We start from the raw sequence: 17,537 nt of genomic DNA, 5'->3' as shown, positions 1-17,537 counted from the left end.
GTGGTCGGCCCGCGGGCTCGTGGTCGGCTCTGCGGCAGGCCGTCGGCCGCACTGCCACACCTCACTCGGCGGTCGGCCACCGATCAGCCGTGTGGATGACGATGCGGCTCAATGCGCCTGGCGCTCGTCCGTGCCCGCGACCTTTCCCGTGGCCAGGGCGATCCGGTTCCACGTGTTGATGGTGAGGATCAGCGACAGGACGTGAGCCAGTTCGGTGTCGTCGAAGTGGGCGGCGGCCTCGGCGTAGACGTCGTCGGGGACGCCGCGGTCGGCGACGAGCGTGACGGCTTCGGTGAGGGCGAGAGCCGCCTGCTCGCGCGGGGTGAAGAAGTGCCGGGCCTCCCGCCACACCGCGACCATGTGGAGGCGGTCCTCGCTCTCGCCGGCCTTGCGCGCGTCGTTGGTGTGCATGTGCAGGCAGTACGCGCAGTGGTTGAGGTGGGAGGCGCGGATCTGGATCAGTTCGACGAGGGCGGGGTCGATGCCCGCGCGGGCCGCCGCGTCGAAGCCGATGAGCGCGCGGAAGACGGGACGGACGGACTTGGCGAAGTCGATGCGGCGGGGCCGGGTCGCGGTCGCGGTGGCGTTCCCCCCGTCGCCGGGCGTGGTGTCCGCCGCCCCGATCGTGGTCGCGTTCTTCGTGTCGATCGTCGTGTTCGTCGTCGTGTTCGTGGTCGTGTTCGTCGTCATGACCATGAATCTACGAGGCGGAAAGACCTTCCGTAGAGTGCATTTCCATGGAGGATTCATGGGTCAATTACGCGGAGCGGATCGGGGCCGATCTGCATCTGGAGCTGTCCGGCAGCGGTGGACGGCGCGCCGCGCTCATCCGGGCCCTGCGGGACGCGATACGCGGCGGCCGGCTGGCACCCGGTACCCGGCTGCCTCCGTACCGCTCGCTGGCGGCGGATCTCGGGGTCGCGCGCAACACGGTCGCCGACGCGTACGCGGAGCTCGTCGCCGAAGGCTGGCTGACGGCGCGGCAGGGCTCGGGTACGCGGGTCGCGGAGCGGGCGGAACCGCTGAACGGGTCCGCGCGCGTCCCGAAGAAGGTGCCCGCACGTTCGCGTGGGCCCCGGCACGATCTGCGGCAGGGCACTCCGGACGCCTCGTCGTTCCCACGCGCGGCCTGGGCGGCGTCGTACCGGAGGGCGTTGGCGCGGGCGCCCCACGACGCGTTCGGGCCCGGTGATCCGGCGGGCCGGATCGAGCTGCGGGAGGCGCTCACCGAATACCTGGCACGCGCGCGCGGGGTCCGCACCGAGCCCTCGCGGATCGTGATCTGTTCGGGCTTCGCCCACGCCCTGCGACTGCTCTTCCACAGCCCCGTCCACGGCACCGGCCACGGCACCGGTCACAGCACCGGCCCCCGTGACGGTCCCGGCCGCGGCGGCACCCACGGTCACCGTCATGGCCGGGTGCTGCGGGGCCCGCTGGCCGTCGAGTCGTACGGGCTCGGCTTCCACCGCGAGCTGCTGGCCACGGCATCCGTACGGACCGTTCCGCTGCCCCTGGACGAGGACGGGGCGCGGATCGACGGGCTGGACCGGGAGCGGGCCGTGCTGCTCACGCCGGCGCACCAGTTCCCCACCGGCGGGCCGCTGCATCCGTCCCGCAGGGCCGCCGTCGTCGACTGGGCACGCGCGCGTGGCGCGGTGGTGCTGGAGGACGACTACGACGGGGAGTTCCGCTACGACCGCAAGCCCGTCGGTGCCGTACAGGGGCTGGACCCCGAGCGGGTCGTGCACATCGGCTCGGTCAGCAAGAGCCTGTCACCGGCACTGCGGCTGGGCTGGATGGTGCTGCCGGAGCGGTACGTCGACGCCGTGCTGGAGGCGAAGGGCGAGCGGGAGGCGTGGGCGAGCGTCCCGGACCAGCTGGCGCTGGCGGACTTCATCGTCTCGGGGTCGTACGACCGTCATGTGCGGCGGATGCGTCAGCGGTACCGGGCGCGACGGGACCGTCTGGTGGCCGCCCTCGCCGTGCAGGCGCCGCACATCGAGGTCACCGGGATCGCGGCCGGGCTGCACGCGGTGCTCCGGCTGCCGCCGGGCACCGAGCGGTCCGTGGTGCGGGCGGCGACCTGGCAGGGCATCGCGCTCGACGGGCTGGCCGAGTTCCGGCATCCCCGGGCGACGGGGCCGGGCGCGCCGGACGGGTTGGTCGTGGGATACGCGACGCCCCCGGAGCACTCCTACGGCGCCGCGGTGGAGGCCCTGTGCGGCGTGCTGCCGCCCGGGTGAGCGGCCGCCGCCCGCGAGCCCTCCCCCTCCGCTCGGCCTCAAACATGGCTGTATAACTCGCATTCGACAATAATTCAACCTCAGTGGGACCATTGGCTCAGGAGGTACGGCACCGCTGCCGGCACCGCACGACAACTCGGCGGTGACCTGCCCCGATCCTTCGTTCCGTCGTCAGGCGTAGGGCCCCTCCCACGCGTCCCCCCTGTTGGCGGCAGGTCCTGGAGGGTGTTGATGACGACGCTCGACGAACTTCAGGGAGAGCGGGGGGAAGGTGCGCGCGGCGGGCGACCGACGCCGAGTGACGGCGCTTCCGCATCCGGCCCGCATGTCGTCGCCCTGACCCAGCCGACGGCCTCGCTGCGCCCGCTCACCGGTTCCAAGGCCGCCCACCTCGCACAAGCGGCCCGAGCGGGGCTGCCGGTGCTGCCGGGATTCGTGCTCCCGCCAGGCTTCGACGCACCGTCGGGTCCGCGGACCCGGCACGGCCCCCGCCCCGCACAGGAGGACATCGGCGCCTCCCGTGCCGTCGCACATGCCTGGGCGGAGCTGTCCCGCCGCGGCACGCGTCCCCTAGTCGTACGGTCCTCCTCGCCGCAGGAGGACACGGAGGAGTCGTCCATGGCGGGCCGGTTCGACTCGGTGCTCGATGTGCGGGGGTGGGAGGAGTTCCGGGCGGCGGTACGGACCGTACGGGACTCGGCGCGGCTGCCCGACGGTACCGGCGTACCCATGGCGGTGCTCGTCCAGCCGATGCTCAGGGCCCGGGTGGGAGGCGTGCTGTTCGGCGCGGACCCCGTGCTGGGGCGGACCGACCGGATGCTGGTCAGCGCGGTGCGGGGCGGGCCGGACACCCTGGTCGGCGGTGAACAGCAGGGCACGGACTACTGGTTGAACAGAAGGGGACGGCTGCTGCGCACCGAGGCACCGGAGCCACCGCCCGGAACACCCGCCCCGCCCCCTGCCACAGCCACCGCCGCCTTTGGCCCGAGGCCGTCCACCACCCCGCCGCCGACCCCGGCCCCGGCCCCGACCCCGGTCACCCTCCGCGCTTCCTCCACCCCCACGACCCGCCCCACCACCCCCCTGCTCACCCCGTCCGAGCTGCGTCGGCTCGCACGGCTCGCGCGGCGCGCCGCGCGGGTCTTCGGCGGCCCGCAGGACATCGAGTTCGGATTCGACGACGACGGCAGGCTGTGGCTGTTCCAGAGCCGCCCGATCACGGCGATGGCGGCGCGGCCACCGCGTGGGGCCCGGCTGCTCGGCCCGGGGCCGGTGGCGGAGACCCTGCCGGGCCGTTTGGAGCCGCTGGAGGAGGACCTGTGGCTGGCGCCCATGGCCCGGGGACTGGCCACAGCGCTGGACCTCGGCGGCAGCGCGCCCCGGCGGCTGCTGCGGAGGCTGCCGGTGGTCATGACGGTCGGCGGTCGGGCGGCGGCCGACCTGCGGCTGCTGGGCGCCGTCCCCCCGAGGCACCGATTGCTCGCGCTGCTGAACCCCGCGACGGGCGCCCGGCGGCTCGGCGCGGCCTGGCGTGTGGGGCAGCTGGCGTCGGCCTTGCCGGGGCTGGCGACGGACCTGGTGGCGGACGTCGACCGGCGGCTCACCGAGATCCCGGCGCCCTCGGAGCTGCGGGCGACCGCACTGGTGTCGTCCCTGCGCTGGACGCGCGCCGCCCTGGTGTCGCTGCACGCACAGGAGGCCCTGTCGGGTGCGCTCCTGCCGGCGCCCCGCGTCACGGCCGCGAGCTCCGCGCTCGCCATCCTCACCGAGCCGTGGACCCACGGGCTGCCGGACGACCGGCTGATCGCCGCCGAACCCGTCCTGCTGGCTCTGACGCCGCCCAGCCTCCGGGAGCCCCCGCGCCTGCCGCGCCCCGAGGGCGCACTCCGGCCCCGGCAGGGTTCCCCCGCGGAGAGCGGCTCCGACGGCGCCCCCGAGGTGTCCCCGTCCTCCGCCTCCGTGGGCGCGCTCCCGCCCCGTGAGGCCCTCCGACTGCGCATCCGGTGGGTGCAGGAGCTGCAGGTGCGGCTGGTGCGGGAAGCGGCCCACCGGCTGGGCGTGCCGGATGGGCCGCGGCGCGTGGGCCTGCTGCGGTGGAAGGAGCTCGTCACCGCTCTGGAGGGCGGACCGCTGCCCCGTGATCTCGGGGAGCGGCTGCCACGGCCGGGCTCCGCGCCCCTGCCGGACGCGTTCCGGCTGACCGACGACGGTGTGGTCGTCGCCGAGCGCACCGTCCGGCGTTCCGGTGACGGCGGGGGCCCGGTCGGAGGCAGGGGCGTGTCGGCGGGGCGGGCCGTCGGCACCGCATGGGACGGCGAGGGGGCGGGGCCGGAGGACGCGGTGCTCGTGGTGCGCACCCTCGACCCGGCATTCGCGCCACTGCTGCCGCGTCTCGCCGGGCTGGTCGCCCAGACGGGCAGCCCGTTGTCCCATCTGGCCGTGCTGGCACGGGAGTTCGGGGTACCGACGGTGGTCGGTGCCGCCGACGCGGTACGGCGCTTCCCGCCGGGCACGCGGCTGACGGTCGACGGGACCTCCGGCGACCTACGGGCGGAGGAGCCACGATGAAGCGGCTGGCCTATCTCTTCGCGGGCGCCGCGGCGGCCGGGGCGGCCGGGTACTTCGTGATCTACCTCTATCGATGGCAGTGGCAGCGGGCCATCCTGTGCGGGGTGGTGCTGCTGATCGTCGGGATGCTGCTGCTGGGGGTCGTGCTGTGGGGGCGGCTGGCGCGGATCGAGGAGCGGATCCGGGAGAGCGACCGGCGGCAGCAGGACGTGCTGGCACGGCTCCGGCAGACGCAGACCAGGGAGCAGGGGGACCGGTTCCGCTGGCTGGAGGACCCGGCGAGCCGTACGTATGTGTTCGTGCCGGTGCTGATGGTGACCGGTGTGGTGCTGTCCGGGATCGCCTGGCTGGTACAGCGGATCGCGTCGGCCACGGCCCGGCCGGCCGCCGACCGGGTGCTGGCCGGGCAGCTGTCCGTGCTGACCGCGCCCGACCAGGCTCCGGAGACCGATCTGGAGGACGAGCGCCCGCCGGGGCAGGGCGGCCGGGGCCGGGCGGCGCGGCTGCTCACGGTGGGGGTCGTCGGCGCGGCCCTGCTGACCTCGCTCGTCGTGGGGCTCGCGGACCTGACCCAGACCAGGAGGCAGGAGCGGAACGGGTCCGAGGCGACGTCGGTGCTGGTCCGGGTCGACATGCGAGGAGTGCCCGTGACGACCGAGCGGCAGTCCATGGCGGCGTCACAGGCCTGGGAGCGGTGCCGGAACTCGACGTCGGTACCCCTGCGCCGAACCACGCTCGGCGAGCTGGGCGACGGCATGTTCGCCGGCATCGTCCGGCCCGCCCTGACCGACCACGACCGTCTGCGGCTGCGCGGCTGCCTGGAGGACAGCGAGGTGGACCGCGCGAGTCTCACGGTGGTGGGCATCGGCGACACGGACGAGGGATGAGCCCCGGAGACGGAGGCGCAGCGCCCTCGCAGCCCGAATTACGCAAGATCATTCATAAGTATATGAATATGGTGAGTTTGCGCACATCAGGACAGATCACCCGATAGTTCCGGGTTACGCTTCGAGCGGGTCTCGGCCAGAGGCCCTTTCCGCGCCCTCCACCCCCCAGCACCTCGGGTCACCCATGTCTGTCAGCCTCGCGCCTTCACCCGTACCCACCGGTCCGCCCTCCCCAGCACCCGCTCGTCCCGACACCCGCACCCGCTCACTGCGCCGCCGGGTCGTCCACGTCCTCGTCGGTGTCCTGCTCGGCTATTTCGCCCTGTGGGCCGCCGGCACGCTCGGGATCCTGGCCGTGTCGTACGTCGCGCGCGAGTCGACCGCGCCGCCCACCGGCACCCGGGCCGTGCAGGGCATCCACAACTTCCAGCCCGTCGGCACGGCCGGCAAGCTGTGGCGAGGGGCGGCGCCCTCCCCCACCGGCTACCGGGCACTCTCCGACCTCGGCTTCGCCACGGTCGTCGACCTGCGCGCCGAGAAGCTGTCCGCCTCGCAGCTCGCCAAGCCGCGTGAGGCGGGGCTGGACGTCGTCCGGCTGCCGATGCGGGACGGGCAGACGCCCAGCCCGGAACAGGTGCAGCGACTGCTCGCCATCGTGTCCGACAGCTCCGGCCCGGTGTTCGTGCACTGCGGTGCCGGTGTCGGCCGTACGGGGACGATGGCCGCGGCATACCTGGTGCGGACCGGGCAGGAGGGGGCCGGGGCCGCGGTCTGGCGCAATGTCTCGGTCGGGCCGCCGTCGATCGAGCAGATCTACTACGGCCTGAACCTGGAGCGGGAGCGGGCGACCGAGAAGCCGCCGCTGTCGGTGGTCACCCTGAGCCGGCTTGTGGACGCTCCGCGCCGCATCTGGTCGTATCTGTAGCCCGGCCTTCAGGGCCCCTGGTCAGGCATGGGTGAGGGGCGGTCGCCCACGCGACCGCCCCTCACCCATGCCTGACCAGGGCCTGGCCCCCGTCCCCGGCCTCGCGCGCCCGCCCTCAGGGCTTGCGCGCCACCGCCCCGTACCCGGGAATGACGCCGTCGTCCTGGCCGGGTACCGGCTCGCCCAGCTCCGGGTGCCACTGGTGCGGGACCTCGACGCCGGGCTCGACCAGGTCGAAGCCGTCGAAGAAGCGGGTGAACTCCTCTCGGGAGCGCAGGGCCAGGGTGACGCCCGCGGCCTTGAGCTTCTCCGTGGCCGCCTTCGACTCCTCGGGAGTGAAGTCGGCGGTCGCGTGCGTGACGACGAGGTAGCTGCCGGAGGGCAGCTCGGCCGTCAGCCGCCGGACCAGCTCGTGCGCGCCGTCCTCGTCGGAGACGAAGTGCAGCAGCGCGATCAGGGAGAGCGCGACGGGCCGGCCGAAGTCCAGTACCTTCCTGGCGCCCTCCATGACGGCGTCCGGGTCCCGTACGTCGGCCTGGAGGTACTCGGTCCGCCCCTCGGGGGTCCCGCGGAGCAGGGCCGCCGCGTGGGCCAGCACGATGGGGTCGTTGTCGCAGTAGACGACACTCGCGTCGGGGGCGACCGCCTGGGCGATCTGGTGGAGGTTCGGCTCGGTCGGGATGCCGGTGCCGATGTCGAGGAACTGCCGTACGCCGTTGTGTGCCAGCCACCGCGTGGACCGGTGCATGAAGGCACGGTTGACGCGTGCCATCACCGGCACGCGAGGGTCGAGGGCGAGCATCTGCCTGCCCATCGCCTCGTCCACCGGGTAGTTGTCCTTGCCGCCGAGGTACCAGTCGTACATCCGCGCGGGATGGGGCTTGCTCGTGTCGATCTCGACGGGGGGCCGCCCGCTCATGACGAACTCCATAGGGTTCTGCAGCAGTTAGTGATCAATTGAGGGCCAACATAGGGGGATTGACTGAACAACAGGGAGTGCGCAACAAGTCAGGAGAGCAGGAAGTCGGCCACCCCCGCCTTGGCCCCCTGGATGAAGGCGTTCATCTCGTCGGGCGTGTAGATGAGGGCCGGCCCGTCGGGGTCGGTGGACTGCCGTACGGCGATACGGCCGTCGGCGAGCTTCATCGCCTCCAGGCAGTTGCCGCCGTTGCCGCCGCTCCAGGGCTTGTGCCAGCCTTCGCTGCCCAGCTCCCGGGCGGGCATCCCGTTGTAGACGCGGTTGTGCGACTGCGTGTGCGTGCGCGACTGCGGCTTGATGCGATCCATTCGGTGTCTTCAGAGCTCCTTGCGGAGATCCCGGAGGATCTCCTTCGTGCGTTGTGCCGTGGCGGCCTGCGCCGCCATGCGGTCCATGACCTCGAGGTGGGTCGCCACCTCGGAGCGGTCGTCCAGGTAGACGGCGCCGGTCAGGTACTCGCTGTAGACCATGTCCGGGAGTTCGGGCATGGCGAAACGGAACAGGACGAACGGCCCGTACGTGCCGGGGTGGGGTCCTGTGTCGAAGGTGGTGACCTGCACGGTCACATGGGACAGCTCCGTGACCTCCAGCAGTCTGTCGAGCTGGGCGCGCATGACGTCGGGTCCGCCGACGGGACGGCGCAGGGCGGTCTCGTCCATGACGAACCAGAGCCGGGGGGCGTCCTTGCGGGTGAGCAGTTCCTGCCGCTGCATGCGCAGGGCCACATGCCGTTCGATGTCGTCGGGTCTGGTCTGGCCGATGGCGCCCGAGACCATCACGGCGCGCGCGTAGCCCTCGGTCTGCAGCAGTCCGGGGACGAAGTGCGGGTCGTAGCTGCGGATGAGCCCGGCCGCGCCCTCCAGGCTGACGTACATGGAGAACCAGTTCGGCAGGATGTCGTGGTACCGCTGCCACCAGCCGGGTTTGTTGGCCTCCTCCGCGAGCCGGACGAAGGTCTCCGCCTCCTCGTCGCCGACGCCGTACGCCTTCAGCAGGAGCTGGAGATAGGGGATCTTGAGGGCGACCTCCGCGGTCTCCATACGGCGGACCGTCGCGGGGGCGACGTGCAGGATGCGTGCGGCCTCCTCCCGCCGGATGCCCGCGCGCTCGCGCAGATCCAGCAGCCGCCGGCCGAGCACCACCTGGCCGACCGTCGGCGCGGACCGCGGCTCGCTCATCTCGCAACTCCATCCGACCGTGAAAAGCCCGACACGAACCCGTACAACCCGTACACCTGGTCCCCACAGCCCGGCGGCGCCATACGGAAGTCCACGGCTCACATGCGTTTCCGCATACATACGGACACTGTGCGTACATGTGAACGTTGTGCGAGGGATTTCCAACTGGCGCCGCTACACGTGCTGTTGCGTGCAGTGTGCCATGACCGTTCAGAGAGTCACACGGCACTCTGCAATTTTCAGAGTGACACTTGCCAAGTGTTCATGGCGCGGCGATAGTGGCAAGCGTGATTCCGCCCCCTGCGCCGTTAGGAACAGACGCCGCCGGTGACCACCTCGGTCCCGGTCCGGCCGCCGGGGCGCGCCCCGAGACCATCGCCGACCGCCGGTTTCGATTCGAGCTGGCCGCGCACCCGGGTGCCGTGGCGCAAGCCCGGCGCGTGACGCGTACCCAGCTCACCGGCTGGGCCCTGTGCGAGGACACCTGCGACACGGCCGCGCTGGTCGTGTCCGAGCTGGTGACCAACGCGATCGTGCACACCGCGAGCGCCCAGATCGTCTGCGAACTGCAGGACGGCGACGACCTGGTGCGGATAGCGGTACGCGACGAGGGCTGCGCTCCGGGCGAACCGCACCCCTCGCCGCAGCGGCCCGAGGAGGAACACGGCCGGGGACTGTTGCTCATAGAGTCCCTCTGCCGCTCCTGGGGCGCCCAGCCGGTCGGTCTGGGGCTTCTGGTCTGGGCCGACGTGCCCCGTGGCGCCGTGCCGGACTCGGCGGCCCGGTCCGACCTGGGCTGGGGCGCGAAGAAGCCGCCGAACGACGACCGCGGCGGTGAGGCGGACGCCTTCCATCGCGGTGGCACGCCGACCGAGGCCCGTTCGGTGCCCGAACAGGGCAGGACGGGGGCCGAATGGGTGTGAGCGCGTCGATCGGCCCCACCGGTGCCTTCGGTGGGGGCAGAGTGGCCCGCGTGGTGAGCCTCGACACCCTGACCCGCCTGCGCCGCGCCCAGCGGCCCGCCGCGACGCCCCGCCCCATCCCCCTGCCCGAGGGCATGATCACGCCCATGGGCTGCGACGCCGTCGCGGTCCCGGCGGGCATCGGCCCGCTGGTCCTGCCCCGGCTGCCCCGTGTGGGCTGTGTCTACGCCGACCGGGCCCACTGGTGGTTGCTCGTTCCGGCCGACTCCGACTACGCGCTGGACTGGCCGGAGCCGGCGCGCTACACCACCGGAGCGTTGGTCTCCGACGGTTCGGCCGCACTCATCCACCGGCCGGAGGGGCCGATTCCCTATACCCCGCCGATACCGCTGTACCTGGCGGTGTGCCGGGTGACGGGGACCACGCCCGTCTGGTCGCGGAGCGTCACGGCGTAGGTTCCGGCGGTTCGCCGTTCCGGCGCGAACCGGGTTCCTCGGCCCTCGTCTTTCAGCGCATCTTCTTTCCGCCCCCGAGCGCCCTGTGTGCTCCGCGTCGACAAGGGGTCGCTCCCGTGCGCCCTGGTTCGGGGCGGGGCGGGGGGCCATAGTGGCCGTCGGCGACGACTCGGGGGAGGCGCGGGTGCGGAAGGCGCGGGACAGGGTGAAGCCGGAGACGTCGGAGTCGGAGCAGCTGCTGTTCGGGGGGCCGCTGCGGTACGACATGGGCTGGTCGCAGCACGCGGACGCGTTCCTGGAGCTGAACTTCCGCGGGATGGTGCGCCGGCTGCCCTCGCTGCTGGCGTCCAGCTTCCGCCTGGCCTGGCGGGCGGACCGGCGGGCCGCCCGTACCGTGCTGGCCGCCGAGACGGGCCGCGGCCTGGCCCAGGCGGTGAGCCTGCTCGCGGTGAACACCATCCTGGCCCGACTGATGGCGGACGGCACGATCGAGGACCGGTTGCGGGGAGCCGCTCCCGCGCTGATCACCATCGCCGCCGTGACCCTGGTGGCCACACTGCTGCGAGCCGCCTCGACCTACGCCACGGGCCGCCTGGAGCCCAAGGTGGAGCGGGTCGCGACCGAGCTGTACCTGGAGCGGGCGGCGGGCGTGGAGCTGTCCGCGATCGAGGACGACGGCTTCCACAAACTGCTCGACACCGCCAAGTACGGCGCCCAGTCCGCCCGCCGCATGATCAGCTACTCCGCGCGCGTGGTGAACGCGCTGATCTCCCTGATCGCCGCGGCCGGCGTGCTGACGGTGCTGCATCCGGCCCTGTTGCCGCTGCTCGTCACGATGACGCTGCCGAGCGCGTGGAGCGCCCTGACGATCGCCCGCCGCCGCTACGAGTCCTTCCACGCGTGGGTGCAGCACGCGCGCGCGGGTTATCTGATCGGCTCCCTGCTGATCGAGCCGGAGGCCGCCCCGGAGATCCGGGTGCACGGGGTCGGTCCGTTCCTGCTGCGCCACTTCCGCTCCATGTCGGAGACCGCGGAGGCCGAGCAGGCCCGTCTGGCCCGGCTCGCGGCCCGTACGGGGCTGTACGCCGCCGTCTGGACCGGCCTCGCCACCGTGGCGACGTACGCGACGCTGGGCGGGCTGCTCCTCGCCGGGGCCATGGCGCTGTCCGTGGCCGGCACTGCGGTCATCGCGATCCGCACGGGCTCCGCCAGCCTCGACACGCTCGTCCTGGAGGTGAACTCCCTGCACGAGGAGGCCCTCTTCGTCGGCGACATGGAACGCCTGTACGTCGAGGCCGCCAGGCGCGCCATCCCGGTGGGTGGCGACCCGCTGCCCGAGGACCCGCACGAGATCCGCGTGGAGCACGTGACCTTCACCTACCCGGGGAAGGCCACCCGGCCCGCGCTGGACGATGTGACGCTGACCGTGCCGCTGGGCAAGATCGTGGCGCTCGTCGGAGAGAACGGCTCGGGCAAGACGACGCTGGTCAAGCTGCTGGCCGGGCTGTACACCCCCGACCGGGGCAAGATCATGTGGGACGGCGTGGACACGGCGACCGCCGATCGGCAGCAGCTCGCCGAGCGCATCGCGATGGTCGCTCAGGACTTCAAGCGATGGCCCTTCACCGCCCGCGTCAACATGGCGATCGGTCGCCCCTCCGCACCGCTCACGGAGGAGCGGCTCGCCTCGTCCGTCGCCGAGGCCGGGGCGCAGGACGTGGTGGACGATCTGCCGCGCGGCCTCGACACACTGCTGGGGCGCGGATTCAGCGGCGGGCACGAGCTGTCGGGCGGCCAGTGGCAGCGCCTCGGGATCGCGCGGGCCGCGTACCGGCGCGGGCGGATCCTCATCGTGGACGAGCCGACCGCCGCCCTGGACGCGCGTGCCGAGCTGGAGGTCTTCGAGAAGATCCGCGCCCTGGCCGGGACCGGGCAGACCGTCGTGCTCATCACCCACCGGCTGGCGTCCGTCCGCCACGCCGACCTGGTGCACGTCCTCGACCAGGGCCGACTCGTGGAGTCCGGCACCCCGCAGGAGTTGCTGGCCAGGGGCGGGGTGTACGCGGAGCTGTACTCGCTCCAGGCGGAGCAGTTCGCGGTCGAGGTCCCGGCTGCGCAGGTGCCCGCTCCGAAGGCGGGGTGAGGTCAGGCGGGAGCGGGTGCGGCGGTGTCGGCGCCGCGCACGATGACCAGGAACATGTCCGTCGCTATGTCCATCACGACTTCCGCCTGCTGCCCCTCCAGGCGGGCAGCGTGCGCCAACTCCTCCGCCGGCCACGAGCCGCGCGGCCCACCGGCGGGAAAGCGCCCCAGCACCGTTCGCCCGTTCACCCTGCACCTCCATGTAGCGCCGTACTCGTAGAGTTAAACGCCAACCATGGCCTGAACGGCTCTTCCAGTGACGCTACTGAGACGTAGTTGACACGGGGTCAACGCCGGAGCGTGAGATACCTCGCAGAAACCACACGTTCCGGTGACTTTCCGTGCCATCTCTCGCGCGCCCCGTGACGGTGGCTCCTCTCACCGTGCGTGGACAGCGGGTCACTCATGGTCGACGCCGTAAGCCGGGTACCGGAGACGGCCCCCCTCATGCGGCCTCGCCGGGGAGGATTCACGCAGCCGCAGACGCCGGCGCAGCCGCAGACGCCGGCGGCTCGGCGCGGTTCGCGCGCGTCCGGGCGGCGCGCGGTTCACACCTTGAGCCCCGGCACACCCTTCGGCGCACCCGCCGCTTCCGGTGCGGTCGGTACATCCGGTACGGCCGGTGCGTCCGGGAGGCTGATGCCGCTGTGCCGCTGGCGGCGGGCGAACTCGCCGAGGAGGGAGGTGAGCTGTTCGGTGTGGTGGCGGCTGGGCCGTCCGGTGTCGTCGAGGTGGACGGCGCAGGCGGTCGTGGTGTCGACGAGTTGTTCGAGGACGGCGGCGATCTCGTCGGCACCCTCGCTGTGCCGGGCGAGAGCGGGGTGTTCGGCCCCGGCGAGGGCGATGGCGGTACGCGCCCCGGCGAGGGTGCGGTAGGCCTCGCGGCGCAGGGTCCAGCGGGCGGCACGGTCGTCGGACTCCAGGACGTGCGCGAGGTAGGCGTGGGCGGCGGCGGCCGCCTCGTCGAGACGGGCGCGCACACCTCCGCCGCGCTGTCCCTTCGGTATCGGCAGATGGCCGACGATCAGGACGATGGCGCAGGCCAGCAGGGTCTCGCCGATCCGGCTCCAGGAGGCCTGTGGCTCTCCGCCGACCATGACGAGGGCGAGGACGAGCACGGTGACCACGGCGGTCTGGGCGGCGAAGTGCCGGGTGGCGACGGGGATGAGCGCGCCGCTGACCACGACCAGCGCGACGAGGCCCTCCGGCCGGGGCAGCACGGCCGCGAAGCCGGCGAAGAGCACGGCGCCCAGCACGGTCCCCGCGGCCCGGCACAGCACCCGGGACACGAGCGGCCCGAGGTCGGGCTTGACCAGGAAGACGGCGGTCGCGGGCAGCCAGTACCAGTGCTCGTGGCTCAGCGCCTGCGCCACGGCCGCGCTGGCCCCGAAGGAGAGGGCGACGCGGAGCCCGTACTCGCGGCCGCCGTCGCCGAGTGCGAGACGCAGGAGCGATCCGACGGAACGCCGCCGGGTGTGGAGGTCGCGCGCGTCGCCCCGGTCGAAGGCCTCCGCGGCGTGCAGGAGCGCGTCGTCCAGGGCGCGCAGCGCGGGCGCGCGGCGCAGGGGCGCGGGCAGTGGCCCGGTGGCGGTGTTGCCGCGTACGGCCTCGGCGAGCCGCCGGGGCCCCGCCGAGGCGCGACCGACGTCGTCCCCGGTCCAGGCCAGCGCGGTCGCGGCCTCGGCGAGCGGCAGGGCGGCCGCGTACCGGGCGTGCAGCCGCCGCTCGGTCGAGGAACTGGCGTACCGCCGCAGCCGGGGCCCGGCGAGCGCGTCCTGGGCGTGGTCGAGGGCGGCGGTGAGCGCGGCCCGGCGGGCGGTCGCGTCCGGTGTGCCGACGGCGTCGAGCAGCGCGGCGATCGCGTCGTACACGGCGGCGACGGCGTCCCGCTCCCCGTCGAACCGGTAGTCACCGCCGGTCAGCGCGGTGGGGGTGGGCAGGACGAGGCGCAGGGCGAGCAGCCATCCGGCCCCGGCGAGATAGGCGAGCGCCCGCTCCCATCCCGTTTCCGGCAGGGGCATTCCGGCCCCGATGGCGGCCGCGACGAGCAGTTGTGTCCCTGCCCCGGAGGCGACCGGCCCGACGGCGCTCATCCCGCCGCCGAGCAGCCCGAGCGAGGTGAGCAGCAGGGTGAGGGCCACGGCGCCGGCGTACCGTCCGGCTTCGCCCGGCGGGTACCGCCCCGCGAACGCCGACGCGAACTGCCCGGCGTACGTGCCCACGAGCAGTCCCACGGCACCGGCGAGTGCGGGTACGCCGAGCCGGTGGACGGAGACCCGGCGGCTGCCGGGCCGGTCGTTGATCCCGGCGAGCATGGCGCCGAGCGCGGCCACCACGCCGAGGGACGGTCGCCCGGCGATCAGGGCGACGCTGAGCAGCGGTCCGCCTGCCAGCGCTCCGCGCACCACCGCGTTCCAGGGCACCGGCCCCCTTTGCGCACGCAGGGCATGAGCGAGCCAGGGTGGCAGGGCGGTGCGGGGTACGGGGCGGGACACGGGGCTCCTGTCGTCGGGGGAGGCGGAGGTGTGCCTTCGGGCGACGGCGGCCGGGGCGCGGGTGGGGGCGGGGTGCCGGTGGGGGCCGGTCGGTGGGGTGGTGCCGATCGGCGTGGCATCCACGGTAGGTCCCGTATCAGGAGGTTGTGGAACGCTCGTATTACCGCGATGTGACGATCCTTGGAAGGCCCTGTTCTTTATGAACGCAACTGCCGTACGAACTCGCCCGGCCGGTGACGCCCGCGTCCGGTCGTTGCGGCGATCGGTGGCGAATTCGGGCCTGGCCGGAGCATGGGGTGCGGGGCGACGAGGTGTCGAGCGACCATCCACAGGTCCGGCCGGGCGGAATTTCGGGTGCGGTCGCGTCCCGCACTGCGCATCATCGACAGGTCGCCCCCGCCCTCCCACCGCACACCGGAGCCGTCCATGATCAAACGCATGACCGTCCCCAGCCTCTTCCCGCCGCCCGTCTATGCGCACGCGTCGGTCGTCGAAGCCGGGACGAGGCTCGCGTTCCTCGCCGGCTCCGTTCCGCTGGACGCCGACGGGAAGTTGGTGGGTGAGGGGGATCCGGTCCGGCAGGCCCAGCAGGTGCTGGCGAATCTCGGGGAGCAACTGCGAGCGGTGGGCAGCGACTTCGCCCATGTCCTGGCGACCGACGTCTACGTGGTCAGCGCCGAACCCCGGGTCCTCTCCTCGGTCTGGGACGTCGTCGAGGCGTCCGGACTCAGCACCGGCCCCCACTCGTCGACCCTCATCGGCGTGGCCTGCCTCGGCTACACGGGCCAATTGGTGGAGATCACGGCCACCGCGGTGGTACCGGAGCCGTAGCGGTGCCGGGGAGGCGACGGCATGGTCAGGACGAGGGCCCCCGGTGCCGCGGCACGGCCGAAGGGCGGGCCCGAAGCGGGACGGCGCTCCCCCGCTCCGGCCGTCCGGGCTCACCCCTTGGCGTAGCTGTCCGTCGCCTCCACCAGCGCCTGAGTCATGTCCGGCGCGCCCGCGTTGTGGCCGACGTCGTCGACAAGGACCAACTCGCTGCCGGGCCAGGCGTGGTGGAGGCGCCAGACGATGCCGAGGAGGTTGCCCGGGTCGAGGCTGCCCTGGACGAGGGTGCCGGGGACGCCCTTGAGCAGAGCCGCGTCGCGCAGGACCACACCGGCGTCGCCGCCCTCGCCGAGGAAGTGGCCGTTGCCCCAGTAGTGGGTGACGGTGCGGGCGAAGCCGTAGCGGAAGACGGGGTCCTCGTAGCGCGGCACGGAGCGGGGCGGCTGCGCCGCGATGGCCGTCTCCCAGTCGGTCCAGGCCCTCGCCGCCCGCGCCCGTACCTCCGCGTCGGGTGATTCGAGCAGCCGGTTGTACGCGGCGGCGAGATTGCCCTCCCGCTCGCCCTCGGGCACCTCCGCCAGGAACCGCTCGAACGCCTCCGGGAAGAACTGTCCGAGTCCCCGGGTCAGCAGGGCGACCTCGGCGTCGGAACCCGAGGCGACCCCCGTCAGCACCAGTTCCGACACGGCACCCGGATGCGTCTGCGCGTACCGCAGCCCGAGCACCGACCCCCATGACACGCCCCACACCAGCCAGCGCTCGATCCCGAGGTGCTGTCGCAGCAGTTCCAGGTCGGCGAGGAGACGCGGCGTCGTGTTGAGGGTCATGTCCGTCTCGTACGCGCTCGCCGGCGGCGTCGAACGCCCGCAGCCTCGCTGGTCCAACAGTACGATCCGGTACGCGTCGGGGTCGAACAGGCGCCGGAACCAGGGGCCGGCCTGGGATCCGGGCCCGCCGTGCAGCACCAGCGCCGGTTTGCCCCGCGGGTTCCCGCAGACCTCCCAGTACACGTGGTTGCCGTCACCGACACCGAGCATGCCGTGGTCGTGCGGTTCGATTTCGGGGTAGAGAGACATTGCGCCGACCCTAGACGGCGTACACCCGCACCGGCAGCCGCTTTTCCGTCGCGCCCGGCGGGTTCTACGAGGTCACGCTCAGCCCCGCCGCTCCGGCCGCCGTGCGCAGGACGTCCCGGAGCATGGCGGGGGTCAGCCGGCCGGTGAACGTGTTGCGCTGGCTGACGTGGAAGCAGCCGAAGAGTTCCAGCCCGTCGAGCGGTACGCGGGTGCCGTGGCCGAAGGCCGGCCGGGGCCGGGGCACCCGCCAGCCGGCCTCGGCGAGCGCGGGCAGCGCGGCCTGCCAGCCGAAGGCGCCGAGGACGAGCACGGCCCTCAGCGAGGGCCGCAGCAGCTCCAGCTCACCGACCAGCCACGGCCGGCACGTGTCGCGTTCCCCAGGGGTCGGCTTGTTGGCGGGCGGCGCGCAGTGCACGGGTGAGGTGATCCGTACGCCGTGGAGTTCCAGGCCGTCGTCGGCACCGACCGCGGTGGCGCGCGAGGCGAGGCCGACGTCGTGCAGCGCCGCGTACAGCACATCGCCCGAGCGGTCGCCGGTGAACATCCGCCCGGTACGGTTCGCCCCGTGCGCGGCGGGAGCGAGCCCGACGATCAGCAGCGCCGCGTCGGGCGGCCCGAAACCGGGCACCGGCCGGCCCCAGTACTCCTGGTCGGCGAACGCGGCCCGCTTGGTCCGCGCCACCTCCTCCCGCCACGCGACCAGCCGGGGGCAGGCACGGCACCCGGTGATCCGGGCGTCGAGCTCGTCCAGACCGCTCCCACCGCCGGACCCGGTGTGCCTGCCGTCCCCGCCGTCGCCGCTGCGCATGTCTCCACGGTACGGCCGGTGATCTCCTCC

General features: G+C 73.1%; 16 protein-coding genes. 8 read left to right on the top strand and 8 right to left on the bottom strand.

Annotated elements, in window-relative coordinates; translation table 11 throughout:
• Positions 1 to 108: 108 nt before the first annotated feature.
• The gene (locus AC067N_RS02130) at positions 109 to 696 is read right to left on the bottom strand and encodes a carboxymuconolactone decarboxylase family protein (protein WP_478676946.1); all 588 of its coding nucleotides are present in this window, start codon (positions 694 to 696) and stop codon (positions 109 to 111) included.
• Positions 697 to 737: 41 nt separating this feature from the next.
• Between AC067N_RS02130 and AC067N_RS02125 the strand changes: the two genes are divergently transcribed.
• The 4 genes from AC067N_RS02125 to AC067N_RS02110 all read left to right on the top strand — a co-directional run bounded on the left by AC067N_RS02125 (position 738) and on the right by AC067N_RS02110 (position 6,623).
• On the top strand, positions 738 to 2,243 hold the full coding sequence (locus tag AC067N_RS02125; protein ID WP_478676945.1) for an aminotransferase-like domain-containing protein: 1,506 nt from the start codon (positions 738 to 740) through the stop codon (positions 2,241 to 2,243).
• 231 nt (positions 2,244 to 2,474) lie between these two features.
• Positions 2,475 to 4,811, top strand: a complete 2,337-nt coding sequence (locus AC067N_RS02120) for a PEP/pyruvate-binding domain-containing protein (RefSeq protein WP_478676944.1) — start codon at positions 2,475 to 2,477, stop codon at positions 4,809 to 4,811.
• The gene (locus tag AC067N_RS02115) at positions 4,808 to 5,698 is read left to right on the top strand and encodes a hypothetical protein (RefSeq protein ID WP_478676943.1); all 891 of its coding nucleotides are present in this window, start codon (positions 4,808 to 4,810) and stop codon (positions 5,696 to 5,698) included. The genes AC067N_RS02120 and AC067N_RS02115 overlap by 4 nt, the downstream gene beginning before the upstream one ends.
• A 184-nt stretch (positions 5,699 to 5,882) precedes the next feature.
• Complete coding sequence (locus AC067N_RS02110; protein ID WP_478676942.1) at positions 5,883 to 6,623, top strand: protein-tyrosine phosphatase family protein; 741 nt, start codon at positions 5,883 to 5,885, stop codon at positions 6,621 to 6,623.
• A gap of 115 nt (positions 6,624 to 6,738) precedes the next feature.
• Here AC067N_RS02110 and AC067N_RS02105 read toward each other — a convergent pair whose 3' ends face one another.
• From AC067N_RS02105 to AC067N_RS02095, 3 genes are all read right to left on the bottom strand, one after another.
• Positions 6,739 to 7,554 (bottom strand): SAM-dependent methyltransferase, encoded by an 816-nt coding sequence (locus AC067N_RS02105; protein ID WP_478676941.1) that lies wholly within the window; start codon positions 7,552 to 7,554, stop codon positions 6,739 to 6,741.
• A 77-nt stretch (positions 7,555 to 7,631) separates the two neighbouring features.
• A complete protein-coding gene (locus AC067N_RS02100) occupies positions 7,632 to 7,910 on the bottom strand; it encodes a DUF397 domain-containing protein (RefSeq protein WP_159766739.1) in 279 nt (92 codons plus the stop codon).
• Between the two features lie 9 nt (positions 7,911 to 7,919).
• Positions 7,920 to 8,780 carry a helix-turn-helix domain-containing protein gene (locus tag AC067N_RS02095; RefSeq protein ID WP_478676940.1) on the bottom strand — a complete coding sequence of 287 codons (861 nt, stop codon included), beginning with the start codon at positions 8,778 to 8,780 and terminating at the stop codon, positions 7,920 to 7,922.
• Positions 8,781 to 9,058: 278 nt separating this feature from the next.
• On the opposite strand from AC067N_RS02095, the gene AC067N_RS02090 reads away from it, so the two are divergent.
• The 3 genes from AC067N_RS02090 (at position 9,059) to AC067N_RS02080 (ending at position 12,301) form a co-directional block, all read left to right on the top strand.
• Positions 9,059 to 9,703: an ATP-binding protein gene (locus AC067N_RS02090; protein WP_478676939.1), complete on the top strand. Its 645-nt coding sequence runs from the start codon at positions 9,059 to 9,061 to the stop codon at positions 9,701 to 9,703.
• Entirely contained in the window at positions 9,694 to 10,158 is a 465-nt protein-coding gene (locus AC067N_RS02085) for a hypothetical protein (RefSeq protein WP_478676938.1), read from the top strand. Before AC067N_RS02090 ends, AC067N_RS02085 begins: the two co-directional genes overlap by 10 nt.
• Positions 10,159 to 10,423: 265 nt before the next feature.
• Positions 10,424 to 12,301: an ABC transporter ATP-binding protein gene (locus tag AC067N_RS02080; RefSeq protein ID WP_478677178.1), complete on the top strand. Its 1,878-nt coding sequence runs from the start codon at positions 10,424 to 10,426 to the stop codon at positions 12,299 to 12,301.
• A 2-nt stretch (positions 12,302 to 12,303) separates the two neighbouring features.
• Here the strand turns inward: AC067N_RS02080 and AC067N_RS02075 are convergent, their stop codons facing one another.
• On the bottom strand, positions 12,304 to 12,489 hold the full coding sequence (locus tag AC067N_RS02075) for a hypothetical protein (protein WP_478676937.1): 186 nt from the start codon (positions 12,487 to 12,489) through the stop codon (positions 12,304 to 12,306).
• A 359-nt stretch (positions 12,490 to 12,848) separates the two neighbouring features.
• Positions 12,849 to 14,795, bottom strand: coding sequence for an FUSC family protein (locus tag AC067N_RS02070; protein ID WP_478677177.1), 1,947 nt, complete (start codon positions 14,793 to 14,795; stop codon positions 12,849 to 12,851).
• Positions 14,796 to 15,221: 426 nt separating this feature from the next.
• On the opposite strand from AC067N_RS02070, the gene AC067N_RS02065 reads away from it, so the two are divergent.
• The gene (locus tag AC067N_RS02065) at positions 15,222 to 15,626 is read left to right on the top strand and encodes a RidA family protein (RefSeq protein WP_478676936.1); all 405 of its coding nucleotides are present in this window, start codon (positions 15,222 to 15,224) and stop codon (positions 15,624 to 15,626) included.
• A 110-nt stretch (positions 15,627 to 15,736) separates the two neighbouring features.
• Here the strand turns inward: AC067N_RS02065 and pip are convergent, their stop codons facing one another.
• Positions 15,737 to 16,699 carry a prolyl aminopeptidase gene (gene pip, locus AC067N_RS02060; protein WP_478676935.1) on the bottom strand — a complete coding sequence of 321 codons (963 nt, stop codon included), beginning with the start codon at positions 16,697 to 16,699 and terminating at the stop codon, positions 15,737 to 15,739.
• A gap of 64 nt (positions 16,700 to 16,763) precedes the next feature.
• Positions 16,764 to 17,507, bottom strand: a complete 744-nt coding sequence (locus AC067N_RS02055) for a uracil-DNA glycosylase (protein ID WP_478676934.1) — start codon at positions 17,505 to 17,507, stop codon at positions 16,764 to 16,766.
• Between the last annotated feature and the right edge of the window lie 30 nt (positions 17,508 to 17,537).

Source organism: Streptomyces sp. NPDC042364, from assembly GCF_056437585.1.
Note: the sequence above shows the minus strand (reverse complement) of the source record. Positions and strands in the feature narration are given on the sequence as shown.

Coding starts and splice junctions, on each gene's coding strand:
- AC067N_RS02130 (WP_478676946.1), bottom strand. CDS start 696: ATGGTCATGACGACGAACACGACCACGAACACGACGACGAACACGACG.
- AC067N_RS02080 (WP_478677178.1), top strand. CDS start 10,424: ATGGGCTGGTCGCAGCACGCGGACGCGTTCCTGGAGCTGAACTTCCGC.
- AC067N_RS02125 (WP_478676945.1), top strand. CDS start 738: ATGGAGGATTCATGGGTCAATTACGCGGAGCGGATCGGGGCCGATCTG.
- AC067N_RS02055 (WP_478676934.1), bottom strand. CDS start 17,507: ATGCGCAGCGGCGACGGCGGGGACGGCAGGCACACCGGGTCCGGCGGT.
- AC067N_RS02065 (WP_478676936.1), top strand. CDS start 15,222: ATGATCAAACGCATGACCGTCCCCAGCCTCTTCCCGCCGCCCGTCTAT.
- AC067N_RS02115 (WP_478676943.1), top strand. CDS start 4,808: ATGAAGCGGCTGGCCTATCTCTTCGCGGGCGCCGCGGCGGCCGGGGCG.
- AC067N_RS02105 (WP_478676941.1), bottom strand. CDS start 7,554: ATGGAGTTCGTCATGAGCGGGCGGCCCCCCGTCGAGATCGACACGAGC.
- AC067N_RS02095 (WP_478676940.1), bottom strand. CDS start 8,780: ATGAGCGAGCCGCGGTCCGCGCCGACGGTCGGCCAGGTGGTGCTCGGC.
- AC067N_RS02100 (WP_159766739.1), bottom strand. CDS start 7,910: ATGGATCGCATCAAGCCGCAGTCGCGCACGCACACGCAGTCGCACAAC.
- AC067N_RS02085 (WP_478676938.1), top strand. CDS start 9,694: ATGGGTGTGAGCGCGTCGATCGGCCCCACCGGTGCCTTCGGTGGGGGC.
- AC067N_RS02120 (WP_478676944.1), top strand. CDS start 2,475: ATGACGACGCTCGACGAACTTCAGGGAGAGCGGGGGGAAGGTGCGCGC.
- AC067N_RS02110 (WP_478676942.1), top strand. CDS start 5,883: ATGTCTGTCAGCCTCGCGCCTTCACCCGTACCCACCGGTCCGCCCTCC.
- pip (WP_478676935.1), bottom strand. CDS start 16,699: ATGTCTCTCTACCCCGAAATCGAACCGCACGACCACGGCATGCTCGGT.